Origin of the sequence: Helicobacter bilis (assembly GCF_900198365.1) — a bacterium.
Lineage (GTDB): Bacteria > Campylobacterota > Campylobacteria > Campylobacterales > Helicobacteraceae > Helicobacter_A > Helicobacter_A bilis_B.
In genome coordinates this window covers 1-12,767 of record NZ_FZMS01000002.1, presented here as the reverse complement: position 1 = coordinate 12,767, position 12,767 = coordinate 1, and the positions used below count along the sequence as shown (strand labels likewise).

9 protein-coding genes are annotated in these 12,767 nt (G+C 33.6%); 4 read left to right on the top strand and 5 right to left on the bottom strand.

Annotation, left to right across the window (positions count from 1 at the left end):
* Positions 1-116: 116 nt before the first annotated feature.
* The 3 genes from C6H08_RS00530 to murJ all read right to left on the bottom strand — a co-directional run bounded on the left by C6H08_RS00530 (position 117) and on the right by murJ (position 3,828).
* Positions 117-266 (bottom strand): hypothetical protein, encoded by a 150-nt coding sequence (locus C6H08_RS00530; protein ID WP_233708398.1) that lies wholly within the window; start codon positions 264-266, stop codon positions 117-119.
* A 143-nt stretch (positions 267-409) separates the two neighbouring features.
* Entirely contained in the window at positions 410-1,933 is a 1,524-nt protein-coding gene (cysS, locus tag C6H08_RS00525) for a cysteine--tRNA ligase (RefSeq protein WP_034580254.1), read from the bottom strand.
* Between the two features lie 14 nt (positions 1,934-1,947).
* The gene (gene murJ / locus C6H08_RS00520) at positions 1,948-3,828 is read right to left on the bottom strand and encodes a murein biosynthesis integral membrane protein MurJ (RefSeq protein WP_052100045.1); all 1,881 of its coding nucleotides are present in this window, start codon (positions 3,826-3,828) and stop codon (positions 1,948-1,950) included.
* Between the two features lie 92 nt (positions 3,829-3,920).
* Here murJ and C6H08_RS00515 point away from each other — a divergent pair, with 92 nt between their 5' ends.
* On the top strand, positions 3,921-5,759 hold the full coding sequence (locus tag C6H08_RS00515) for a hypothetical protein (protein WP_034563200.1): 1,839 nt from the start codon (positions 3,921-3,923) through the stop codon (positions 5,757-5,759).
* A gap of 255 nt (positions 5,760-6,014) precedes the next feature.
* On the opposite strand, the gene C6H08_RS00510 is transcribed toward C6H08_RS00515, so the two are convergent.
* Entirely contained in the window at positions 6,015-6,851 is an 837-nt protein-coding gene (locus tag C6H08_RS00510) for a hypothetical protein (protein ID WP_233708397.1), read from the bottom strand.
* A gap of 186 nt (positions 6,852-7,037) precedes the next feature.
* On the opposite strand from C6H08_RS00510, the gene C6H08_RS00505 reads away from it, so the two are divergent.
* The 3 genes from C6H08_RS00505 (at position 7,038) to C6H08_RS00495 (ending at position 9,994) form a co-directional block, all read left to right on the top strand.
* Positions 7,038-8,507 (top strand): hypothetical protein, encoded by a 1,470-nt coding sequence (locus C6H08_RS00505; protein WP_034563202.1) that lies wholly within the window; start codon positions 7,038-7,040, stop codon positions 8,505-8,507.
* Between the two features lie 613 nt (positions 8,508-9,120).
* On the top strand, positions 9,121-9,603 hold the full coding sequence (locus C6H08_RS00500; protein ID WP_052093079.1) for an ImmA/IrrE family metallo-endopeptidase: 483 nt from the start codon (positions 9,121-9,123) through the stop codon (positions 9,601-9,603).
* On the top strand, positions 9,596-9,994 hold the full coding sequence (locus tag C6H08_RS00495) for a hypothetical protein (protein ID WP_034579226.1): 399 nt from the start codon (positions 9,596-9,598) through the stop codon (positions 9,992-9,994). Before C6H08_RS00500 ends, C6H08_RS00495 begins: the two co-directional genes overlap by 8 nt.
* A gap of 244 nt (positions 9,995-10,238) precedes the next feature.
* On the opposite strand, the gene C6H08_RS11155 is transcribed toward C6H08_RS00495, so the two are convergent.
* Positions 10,239-12,452: a putative barnase/colicin E5 family endoribonuclease gene (locus C6H08_RS11155; RefSeq protein ID WP_411698097.1), complete on the bottom strand. Its 2,214-nt coding sequence runs from the start codon at positions 12,450-12,452 to the stop codon at positions 10,239-10,241.
* Positions 12,453-12,767: the final 315 nt, after the last annotated feature.

Here is a 12,767-nt window from a genome sequence, read left to right as displayed (position 1 = left end):
TTTTGCACTTCACAATCAATTTGCGTTGTTTCAAATTTATAGATTTGCTATATCTTACTTAAATCCTTGAAATTATCTTTAAGGACTTCCTTATCGCATTGCTTTTTGATATACTCTTATTTGTCTTTGCCTACATTATATTCCTTAAACAACTTTTGCAAACTCTCACTATCAGCAAAAGCCATATTTGAAAATATTGCAAACGCTAGAATCTTGATTTTTGTTCCTGTTGTGCTAACCTTAAATAACCTTGTAAAAATATTCATAATGCCACCTTGATTTGTTTATTTTGCAAGCAGAGATTCTGTTATATAAACATTACGATTAAAACTGATGTTTGTTATTCTACATGAAAACTCAAAAATATTTGCGAATTTTTCACAGAATACTTAATTTAGAAAAACAAAATCTAAAATTTCTCCCATTCTGTATGTTCTTTGCTTTTATCCATTATAGTTATACCCATACCCTCCAAAGTCTCTCGAATAGAATCTGCTTTTACAAAATCTTTTGCTGCCTTTGCTTCTAGTCGCTCTTTTATGAGAGTTTCAATCTTTAACTTTTCTTCATCGCTTACACCAAGCTGAAAATATTCGCTATAACTTAAAGTCCCAAGTCCTAGCACAAAGTCGATTAATGCTAGATTTGCCTTTGCTTGAGCTTTATAGGCTTTATCCTTTGGTTGTGTGTCAAGGTGATTGTTTGCTTCTTTTATAAACTCTTCAATTACACTTAAAGCAAGTGAAATATTTAAATCATCACTAAGAGATTCTAAAAACTTTTCACTAAAATCTTTTGTAGCTTGTTTTAGAATCTCACTCATATAAGGCTTAAAAAACTCTTCCCATTCATTTGCTTTTATAGAATCTTCATTTGTAGAATCTATAGATTCTATGTCATTAGAAAATGGTAAAAATTTAGGTATAGAATCTTTTTCATAATCAAGCCGTTTTTTAAGGCGATATATTTTATCAAGCCTTTTTTTTGATTGCAATAAATCTTCTTCATTAAAATGCAGTGGGCTTCTGTAATGTGTGCCTATGAGATAGTTACGCAGTATTTCGCCATGATATACCTTTAATGCGTCTTTAATAAAAAAGCTATTTCCTAGACTCTTACTCATTTTCTCACCATTAATGGTAACAAAGCCATTATGTAGCCAATATTTTGCAAGTTCCTTATTATGCAAACAGCGAGTTTGCGAGGCTTCATTCTCATGATGTGGGAAGAATAAATCCTGCCCACCAGCATGTATATCAATGCAAAATTCCTTGTCTTTATATGCTAATACAGAATCAATCATAGCAGAACATTCAATATGCCAACCGGGTCTGCCTTTGCCTAGTATGCTTTCATAGCCTATATCATTTTCTCCCTTGTATGCTTTCCATAATACAAAGTCTCTTTGGTCTCTCTTGCCCTCTTCTATCTCAACTCTATGCACAGAATCTGTATCATCTAAATGCTTACTTAATGTGCCATAACTCTTATCTTTGCTTACTTCAAGGCAAATATCTCCATTAGGCAAACGATACGCGATGTCTTTTTGCAATAAAGATTCTATAAAATTTGACATAGATTCTAAAAACTCCGTTGCACGAGGCTCAAAGTGGGCTCTTCTCACATTTAAAGATTCCATATCTTGCAAGTATTTATCGATATAATGCTTTGCTAATTCATTGAGCGGAGTTTGTGTTTGAAAGGATTTATTAATCAGCTTATCATCAATATCTGTGAAGTTTTTAGCGACTATAACCTTATAGCCTTTTGTTTCCAAGAATCTTGCGAGTAAATCAAAGCTAATAGCACTTCTAGCATGTCCTAAATGTGCATCATCATAAACGGTTGGACCGCATATATACATGCGTATTTCATTTGAGTTAAGCGGAACAAGATCTATTTTATCTCTATGTTTTGAATCATAAACTTTCATTGTCTTCCTTAGTGTTATGTAATGTGAAAAAATTGCTTGAAAATTTGTAATATACTAAAGGTTACGCCAAGCGCTAAAAGTAGGTAAAAGGCGTATTTTTTATGCGAGATTATAGCTAAAAAATTGTGAATCCCAAACGCTTTTATATTGAAAACAAAAAGCACAACACCACCGATACTCCCAGCCAGTGCGACTATAAAATAACGCAATTCCCAAAGTATGCCATCTGTAATACTAAAATATCGCATGAAAAAGATAAAGATTCCAGAAAGCAGTGTGCCAACCGCAAGTGCGATGACAGAGTATTTTGCCGCTTTTGCTTGTTGCTTTTTCGCATAGAGCCAGAGGGAGAAAATCCGCGTTAAGCCAAAGGCTAAGAGTCCTGCCATATAGCCGATAAACGCCCATGCAACTTGCAGGGTATCTTCTCTTACGAAGTTCTTTCTCTCAAATAAAAGCCATACGATTTCATTACTTAACATAATGCCACCAAGCGTGCAAATAGAAAGTGTTATGAGTAAAAACCAAAAGGCTGTTTTTAGATTCTGCAAAGCTATTTTTTCATCTTTTCTCTCAATCGCCTTTGCAATGGTGGGGAATAATGCACTAGAGATAGCAATAGCAAAGATTGCTAAAGGAAGCTGAAAGATTCTATTTGCAAAGTTTAGTGTGCTGACACCCCCATCTGAATTTGGCAAAAGTGTGATAAGACTAGAGTCAATAATAGCAATAATTTGTGCGGTAGAAGCCCCAAGCATAGCAGGGAAAAAGGCTTTGAAAAAGGCTTTAATGTCAGCAAATAAGCGTAAGATGTTGTGTTTTGCTTTTGTATAGAATCTTGAGTCTTGCGTTGTCTCTTTGGTGATTTTGCGGGAGTTTGATATTGAAACTGCGTCATTACCCTTTAGGTAACTCCTTGTTGCAATATCTGCACAACCCACAAAATCACTCAAAGATACTTCCGCAGAATTTTTATCTATGCTTTTTTTAGATTCTAGATTCTGTTTAGAATCTAGATTGTTTGCGGTATTTAAGGCGGAATTAGATTCTATATGAGATATTTCGCTACGCTCAACATGACAAGTAATAGAATCTTTACCCCCAAATCTTATCCCCTTAAAACTTATAGTCATATTAGAATCTCTATACCATTTTTTGAGTGAAAGCATACCAATATACTGCAACTTCCATAATCCGGCCCTATAAAGCGGATAAAAATGAATGAGTATTTGACACACACCGCCAATAAGGACTGCATAGCTTAATATATACACTGCTTCAAAAAGTTCTTTTTCGGTTAAACTCATTTGAAACTGATAAGGCAGCATAGCCACAATCATGGCAATATTTAAAAGTGCGGTATTATAGGCATTGACCCAAAAGATATTTTTATATTGCAGTAGTGTGCTTAGATAAGTTACAATAAAAATTAATATAAGATACCAAAAGTGAATACGCACAAGTGGCATAGCAAGATTAATCCTCTCTTCATCATAACCTAATGCTAGAATCTTTGTAATAAAAGGGGCAAACCACATAACAAGTATGCTTAAAATGAGAATGAAAAAAAGAAAAATCCAAAAAATACTCACACTAAATGCCCCTTTTCTCTTCGCACTAAGAAAAAATGGCAAAAAGCTTTGCACAAATGCCCCCTCACTCACAACACGCCGAAACATATTTGGAAACTTAAAGGCAATAAAGAAAATATCACTATAAATGCTTGTCCCAAGCACTGCTGCTTGAATGGCATCACGCAAAAATCCAAAAACACGAGAACACAAGATTCCAGAAGCATTAGTAAGAAAAAATCGTTTAAGCCTGTTTTGTTTTATATTTAATTGTTTGTTATTATCTATCGTTTTAATGTTTTCGCTTGAATGTTTTTCTAACATTTTTTATACTCTTTACAAAAATATAGTAGAATATGCAATATTTTTTGGGATAACTATTGTAACAAACAAAATTTGATTTTAAGGTTAAGGCAATGACTTTTTTTGCGAAAAAGAAACTCAAAGGTGTGCGTGATTGGGTTAGAGAGCTTACGCAGTTTTGTGCTGATTCTGAATTGAGTTTTAATGATTGTAATTTTCATGTTGCACATACACATACAATGTTAAAAAAAGATGATAAAGTCTTAGCCCCAACCTTTTTTAAAGAAACTTATAATCAAACAAGTGATGAAATCTATCAAACATTTGATATTGAAATCACACCAAAAGAATATGATTTTTCGAAGTTAAATTTTGCTTTTAGTTATCGCCATTTAGAAGCTGTTTTAATCTTAAAAGAAGGCTTTTTTGTCGATGATAGGGAGCAATATAAGGCTCAACTCGCTGACTATATCACCGCATTTCTTATACAAAAAGACATTATTATTACAAGCGTAGAGCAGATAAAAATGCGTGTGGATAAGATTATAAGTGAGAATTTTACGCCACCATGCACGATTATGGAAGAGAAAAGATTTATATTCTTACGCTCAAAAGCAGATATTAAAAAACAAGGTTTTACAAATCTTTTAGAAGAGAAATGGTGTAGAGAAAATTATAAAAGTCCCATGCCAAACGCACTTTATGCGGTTGCAGAGGGTGATCCTATCGGCTTTTTCTTAAAAGATTCCATACCTACTTCTGGTAGAAACTTGCAGGGTGAATTTATAGATATGAAAAACTTGCATTTAAATACACCAAAACATGAAGATGGCAAGGGGGATTCTAAAGAGTTTAAAAGTGGGACATTTAGGTATAAAGCCCCACCTGAAGCTGGTAATGGTATAAGAAAAGTAGAAGAAGGTCAAGTCGTTAAATACGAGGCAGATGGACATGGTATTGTAGAGTTTGCAGAGACTGGATTAAGGCTTATTGATATAGGCACTTTTCAGCAAGTTGGTCGCACAAATAGTATTTTGGGCGGTGTTGAGAAAATGGCAGAGGTAGATATTGATTGCCCAGATAAGACAAAAGATGCGGTGCAAAATGGTGCGATTATTGAAGCCGAAGTGGTGAATATCAAAGGCACGGTTGGTGAAAAAGTCATCATTAAAGCAAAAAAACTAACAATTAACGGACAAACCCATCAAAGTGCAGTTATGTATGCCGATGAAGCAAGTATCAATATCCATAAGGGAATCTTATATGCAAAAGAAGCTGATATCGATAAGCTAGAGAGTGGCAAGGTCTATGGTGGAAGCATTAATGTGCTTGATGCACAAGGTGCAAAGATTGTAGGCGATAGCATTGTGGTTTCTAATCTGCATTCTAATACGCATATTAAATTTTGTGAGAAACTTCATCTAAAAGCGATTAATGGCAATGAAAATCAAATAAGCTTTGATATTTTTGCTAATTTTGAGAATAGAGAAAAACTCTCAAGTATCATTCATCTAGACTCACTTCTAAAAGATGATATTAACGCACGCGTAGCGTTTTGCAGGGCATTAGCAGATAAAACACAAAAGCTAAAACCTATCATTGATAATCTAAAACCTGTTATTGACAGAAGTAAGAAAGAAGGCTTTGAGCTTGATGCAGAGACTAAGAAAACGCTAGGATTCTATGTGCTTTTATTGCGACAAATAAAAAAGCAAAAAGATATGGCGACACAGCTACAAAGGCTACGCACCGAAAACACACAAAAAGGCAAGGCAATAGAAAAAATGCTAGGTATTGCAAAACTCACAACAGAATCAAGCTGGAAAGATAGCAATCAAATCATTCTAACACGACATTTCCCACCTGCAACGAACAAAATTTTTCCTCAAGATTCTGAAATGTTTGAAGTCGCCATTAATGACGATGGCGTAATGGAAAAGATTGGGCAGTAAAAGAAATGTTATGGCCTTCACTTGTAAGATTCAAGCGCATTTACATTTTAACTCCTTTTTGCTTGGCACTTAAACCTTATTAGCTTGTTAATTTTCTAATTATATAGAATCTAATCCCATCCCCCATTTTTTAGTTAGCATAACCGCACATTACTTGTTACAAAAAAATATGAAAGTTCAATACAGAATCTATCCCAACACAATCCTAAGATAAGGTGTAATATGCACTCGTTTTACCACATATCCCAACTATAGCTAAAGCACATTACATGTAAATTTTACATTCATGCTAAGTTTTAATGGAACAACAAAAGATTCCATAAGACTTTTTATATCGATTTTAGAATCCACATTGCCTTGACTTGTAAAATCATTTGCATTATAACTTAGTATTTTTCTATCCACCGCATACATTGGATTGTCATAGAGTGGAGTGTTTAGAAATGACATATTTGCAATATTGCATTTTGCATTGAGATTCTTGCTGTATTCATCTTTTAGTGTATTTGCTTGTTTTATGATTTGCTCTCTTAGTGCAATTTTCTGTGTCTCTTGGAGTGAATCCGACAAAACAAATTTAAACGCATGATTTCTAAAATCTAGCCATTCATCTTGATATACAACCCTTTTTATTTGCGATATAAACTCTTCATACTGCTTATAAGTTTCTTCTTTCATTTTGCATTTTATGTTTAAGGCAATGCTATATCCAGCTTTCATCTCATTCTTGTAGTCATAGGTTTCAGTTGGTCCAAAAGTATAAGGGCTATATTTACAAATATCCTTGTTTGCTTGGGCTAGAGTGATGAGTGAATCTAGCTTTTTTGTGATATGCTCTCTTTGTGATTCTGTAAGTGTGGGGGTATTTTTTAGAATCTTGCTTTCTACTATGCTAAGATCCATTTGCAATAAATCTGGCTTAATGTCCTTTGAAGTTTCAATAGATTGTGAGATTTCTATGTGATTATTTTGTGTTGCTTCTACCACATTTTTATGCGTAAATTTCTGCACTACAAAAATATCAAAGGCAACACCACCCGCAAATAAACACAGTACAATGCACGCAACGCCGATAAATTTAACCCAACGCATATAAATCCTTTCCATACAAAATACCTTAATTATAAAAGCTATATTTCAAGTTTTAGCTATTTGTATTATTTAGATTCCAAAACGAATATAAAAATGAGATTTGATACACATTTTACATAGACGAACTTTTGCTTTTACAAAGGGCTTTTACAATACCGCAAACATTTCAAAGATCAGGAGATCATGATGAAGAAAGTTTTTTCAGTAGTGCTTGCAGGAGCATTATTCCAAGTGGCGTTTGCAGAGACACAAACACAAAATAACGAACAAGTAGCACAAGATTCTGCCACACAAGAAGTAGCAGTAGCACCTGCAAAAAAAGAGAATAAACTAAAAGATTTAGTAACAAATGCAAAAGTTAGCGGCTTTGGCTTTGCGAGATTCTTTACTATTAATGGATTTGATAATATTGGACAAAATGGGCAAAGTCAGCAGTATAGAATAAAACTTGATGTAACAAGTGGTAAGATACATGGCTTTAGTGCGACTGCCGGTCTTTTCTTCTCTCAAGGATCAAGCACACCAGATGTAGGAAGCAACACAAATGGTGCTGTGCAAGGTGGTCGTGGGACTGCATTTACAAATAACTTTTCAGATAGATTCAATATTTCACAAATATTTGCAAGTAAAGAATTTGATATAGGTTCTTTTAGCACAAAGATTGATGCAGGAAAGATTAATATCTCTTCACCACTGAGTGATAATAAAGTGGATTTAGGCACAGGCTTTGTGGCTAATGCAAAGCAAAAAATAGATGGTGGTAGCATTAAATACCACGCTTCATTCTATGATAGCTGGAGTGGCGATCATGTAGGATATAATATCCGCACAAGATTATCAAGCAACGATCATACTTCAGCCGCGGGTGTTGGCATAGGTAATAATCTCACATTGCTTGGTATGGGTGGTAATGTGATGAATAAGGCTTTAGATTTTAATGTCTATGTGGGAAATATCTATGGCTTTATGGACTTTTTGCTTTATGGTGAGGCAAAGTATGGCATGAAGCTGGGTGATTCTATGAAGCTTTCAATCCTTGCACAAACAAGCATGGCGGCATTAAATGGTAAGCCCCATCTTTATCTTGGACTAAATGGAAAAAGCATAGATAGAGTATTTGATACGGAATTGGCAAATGCAGCAAAATTTCGCGGACTTTATAACATTCAAGCAAAACTTGCTATTGATAAATTCTCTCTAAAAGCTGGATATCTAGGAAGCTTTGGCGATGGCTATGGCACACTTTTAGACTATAAAGGTGGCATTGATACCGCAGGAAAAATATGGAATGGCAACCTTACAGCAACCTATGAGGGCTTAGGTATGCTAGGGTCTGGTAGCTTTAAAAACTCAAGTATCAATGTAACCTATATAGCAGCTGAATACGGCTTTAAGATTCCATTAAAAGTGGGACTTGATGTAGCGTATGTATTTGGTAATACTTATGTGCCTATGCTTAAAGTTTCTCCTCATAATTCCGCAATATCAGTGAATGGACTTAAGCAGACATTTATTAAAGATGCAAGTTTTTTTGAAATCACACCGCATATTACCTATAAGTTTTTTGATAAGCTAGAGCTTTCTTTCCTAGCAGCAACATTGGTAGGCGATATAGATTTCTTTAAGACTAGAACAGAATTGAAATATACTTTCTAGACATTTTCTCCTTTTTCATATACTCTTTTTTTGTGCAACACTTAGTGTGTTGTGTGATTTTTCATATTGCTAGATGATAAGTTTTATGAATGATTCATTTTTTATTTTTTTACAACTTATATATTTTTTTGCCACTCTCGAATAAAGCTATTTTATTGTTTACACTTAAAATAGCTTAAGCTAGAGGGGTTTGTATCCCACCAAGCCAACACTATCTTGTTAGACTGCGAGTAAAACCTTATGTAAAATATATTTACCGCCATCACTCGCACGAGCGAAACTTTTGTTTATGCTTGCAAAAAAAATGAAAATAAACATGAAAAATAAAACCAGCTTTTGATTGTTGATAATCTTAATGGTTCCTTATAGTAGGGATTAGTCATAAAAAGCATGAAATCATTCAAATATTTTCACAGGATAAAAGCCTTGAATGCAAAATCTTGTTTTCCTTAAAGCATAATCCCACTACGCATATGCTAATAATGGGGACTTATGCTTTATTGCCTAAAACATAAGCGAACATATTTATTATATTTACTTTTTTAATTGAAATATAGGGGCTTGTTTTATTTGGGATTTTGTGGTATGATAGGGCAGATAAGAAGGGTTTACTATGAATTACACACGAGAGCAGTTTGTCATTACACAAGCGGACATTGCAAGAAGCAAGGTTACAAATATATTTCCTATTGACCCTATACTAGTGGCTAAGGCTTATGACTTAGAGGTTTTTACTGCTTCATTACCCCGTGATGTATCAGGGCAGATTTTTTATAAAGAAAAAAAGATTTTTGTAGAAGCTACGGATTATATCACTAGGCAAGTTTTTAGTATAGCACACGAGATAGGGCATTTTATATTACACAATGACGGAACAAGTCATACTAGCAAAAGAGACACTAGCTCATCTTTGGGGCTAGATGAAAAAGAGATAGAGGCTAACACTTTTGCCGCAAATCTATTAATGCCACAAGATGAAGTCCTGCGACTTGCTGGTAATAAATACACTTTAGATTCTATGGCGAGTTATTTTGGTGTCTCATCTCTTGCTATGGAATACCGATTAAATAAACTAGGTGTAGATGTCTATGTCTAATCAAATGCCAGAGAATGCCACTCCGCAAACTAGTGCAAAAGACTTAGCAACAAACACGGCAAAACTAGAAGAAATAAAATACCAAAATGAACTATCAAAGCAAAATATTAAAAAAGCAGAAAATGAAAAACTCCTTGATGATACAGAAGCATTAAAAGAAAATGCAAAGATTGTAAATGCTTTAGGCAGATTCCTTGTGGGGCTATTTTTTGGCGGTTATCAAATTAAAAAATTTAAAATCTACTTTATTTTCTTTTGGATATTTGCTTATGCTGGTTTAAATGTTTATTTTTATAATTGTTTTAATAAGAAAGACAGCGAGTTCTATATAGGGCTTATAAACAAAATAGGCTTATTTCTTATTGTGTGTGTGTTTTGGGTAAATTTTTAAAAGATAGCATAAGTAATATTATTGAGATATTCAAAAAGTAATATTTTAGTTATACTTCCAAAGCTATGGATTTATTTTTATGTTGTATTGCATTTTGTTTTACTTTTTTTTTGTTATTGTAGATTATTGTTTGTTTGAAATATAGGGGCTTGTTTTATTTGGGAATTTGTGGTAGAATGGGGTTAGGTTTTTGAGGCATCGGCTCAATGTAATTGCTAGTAACGGATGCTATGCTACTAGCTTCCTATTTTAATTTTGCCTGCGGTTCAAAACTTGTTACCACCCAAACATTACTATCATTTATAATATTTCCTTCTTTATCTTTAAATCCTTTGTTTAACCCTACAATATAATCATCAGTAACTATATTATATCCATTATAAGTTTTTTCTATCTTTCCTTTTTCTATAATTTCAGGGATTAATCTTATATCAAAATCTGGGTGCTTATCTAGTATGTGTGCTAATCCATATCCTTTATGTTTTTCAAGGTCAGTGATTTCTCCCCAAACTAAATCAATATCCCCTAATTCTTTACGATGAAATGCTCCTGCAACTTGTCCTTTATACTCGCCCTTAGCTCCGCTTTCTTTATGTGCTTGTGCTTCATTTATGAGTTTTTGTATAGCAGTTTCACCGCTGTGATAATGTTCTGCATAGTTTGTGCCAAATTCTTTTATAGGTTTAATGTTTAAAGTTTGTTCTATATATGCTCTGTTCTCTTTAAAATATTGTATAGAATTTATATCATCTTTATATTCTTTTTGTGTTCTTAAGGATTTAATCGCTTCTCTTAATTCATCATTCTTAAAGGCAGCTTGTGGGATTTTATCTCGTATCCACATAACTAAGTTTGACATTCTAGATATTACTGGAAATGGTATATCGCTATTTTTATGTCTGCTTTTACTCCATAAATCGCCTTGAATATTTTCTAACTCATCTTTACTCTTACCCTCTAAGCTTTTAATAAAAGATTCTTCATCAAATGCTTGTAGTTGTTTTTCCTCTAATTCCTCTTGTTGTTTTTGTAATTGGCGGTATCTTGCTTCTGCTTCTAGTCTTTCATTTACAAGCCTGTCTAGTGCCTTGTTTCTCTCTTTTAAAGGTGCGTTTTCTTTGACTAATTGTAAATAGTTATCTAAAGATTCTTTATTAAAACCATCATATAAATAGCTTTGTTTTTTCTTATCGGTTTCTAAATACTTTTTAAATACATATCCGCCTTTTTTTCCTATCTTTGTATGATGGCTGCTTACTAGGTCTATGTATCCTTGTTCTATGTTTTTTTGCCTTGTTGCAATATCTTTTCTAATCTCTGTTCTTATGCTCTGTATCTCTTTATTATGTTTTTGTAGTAATTCTTTTGTTTCTTTTACACTTTTACCACTTTTTCTTGCTTGTTTTATGATTTCTTTTGGTGTTTGTGGTATATAGAGTTCATCAACAAGATTTTTAAGTAAGTTGTATTCATCACTGCCTAGAATCTTTGCGTTGTTATCAAAGCTACTCATCAACATACGCTTTTTATCTAATGCTTGGTATTGTGGCATCTTGCTTTCATATATGTTGAGTATATCTTGTTTATGTTTGAGTAAATCTTTTGCTAAAGTCTGTTGGTCTTGTGGGAGAGTATCATAATGCTTTTGTGCGTAATCTAAATATTCTCTTACTTTTGTTAAAGAGTATTCAATATCATATTTATTTGTAAAATCTATCACTGGCTTCATCTCATGTTGTTTAAACCCTATGTCTTTTAATACCTGACTAAACTCATCTTTTGCAGTGTTGAATAAGGCTTTGTTTGCTTCTTGTATTTCCTTTTTTGCATAGTGTGAGAGATAATTTGCCATTGGCATGTGTCCATCGTGAAATTCTAGTGCTTTGGGATAAGCTTTAATAAAGTCATCTTTAAAATATTCAAAAGTTTTTAATGGGTCGCTATTATCTTTTGGGGTTTGTGGTATAATGCCACCATGATTCTCAAATAGCCGAGTCGTTTGAGTAGCTCCGACATCATCGTGATGAGAGTCTTCCACCCCTTTAGATTTAGGGCTACGATTTAAGTTCGTGGGGTGGGTTAATCCCTCCAATTCTAAACTATAAATTCTATTTCCATTTTGAAAACTCTCTTTAAGTTTTTGTATATGTTTGTTTGCATATTTTATTGTTGTTAGCTTGTCATAAGCCCTTTGTGCTTCTTGTAATATTTGAAATTGGTCTAGTTGTTGTTTTGTTATAGGGTCTGTGTCTTTGTTTGTTTCTTGTTTTATGCTATCATTAGTTCGCTCTAGTGAATGTGCTTTTGCACCATCGCCTTGTTCTGCTTTTGCCGAAGTGTGGTAGTGAGTTGGCGGCTCCACCGCTAGAGTTTTATGCGGATTAGCCTTATTGTCTTTTGGTCTAATATCCCTATTTGTTAAATGCACGACTTCGCCATCATCTTTTTTAACTCCCATTTTGCCAATTTTCTTATCATTTATCATTTTTGCAATGAGTGCTACATCTTCTCTGTTGTTCTCTAAAAAATGCGTAGGATTATTTTTAATTTGTAAGAATAATTTAAACGCTTCGCTTGGCTTTTTAAACATTTCGGGGTGTTTTTGTGCTAATTTTGTTAAATCTGCATGAATTGAAGTTGCAGAAATATCAGCAGCATTTTTTATCCATTGCTCCATATTGGTATTAATAGAAACTTGCGATGAAGGACTTATGTCATTCTCTTTTAATATAAAATTATCGCCGATTATGTTGTCACTAGCTTTCGCAACTTC

Excerpts from the sequence above, each read along its gene's own strand:
- C6H08_RS00530 (WP_233708398.1), bottom strand. The coding sequence starts at position 266 with ATGAATATTTTTACAAGGTTATTTAAGGTTAGCACAACAGGAACAAAA.
- cysS (WP_034580254.1), bottom strand. The coding sequence starts at position 1,933 with ATGAAAGTTTATGATTCAAAACATAGAGATAAAATAGATCTTGTTCCG.
- murJ (WP_052100045.1), bottom strand. The coding sequence starts at position 3,828 with ATGTTAGAAAAACATTCAAGCGAAAACATTAAAACGATAGATAATAAC.
- C6H08_RS00515 (WP_034563200.1), top strand. The coding sequence starts at position 3,921 with ATGACTTTTTTTGCGAAAAAGAAACTCAAAGGTGTGCGTGATTGGGTT.
- C6H08_RS00510 (WP_233708397.1), bottom strand. The coding sequence starts at position 6,851 with ATGCGTTGGGTTAAATTTATCGGCGTTGCGTGCATTGTACTGTGTTTA.
- C6H08_RS00505 (WP_034563202.1), top strand. The coding sequence starts at position 7,038 with ATGAAGAAAGTTTTTTCAGTAGTGCTTGCAGGAGCATTATTCCAAGTG.
- C6H08_RS00500 (WP_052093079.1), top strand. The coding sequence starts at position 9,121 with ATGAATTACACACGAGAGCAGTTTGTCATTACACAAGCGGACATTGCA.
- C6H08_RS00495 (WP_034579226.1), top strand. The coding sequence starts at position 9,596 with ATGTCTAATCAAATGCCAGAGAATGCCACTCCGCAAACTAGTGCAAAA.
- C6H08_RS11155 (WP_411698097.1), bottom strand. The coding sequence starts at position 12,452 with ATGGGAGTTAAAAAAGATGATGGCGAAGTCGTGCATTTAACAAATAGG.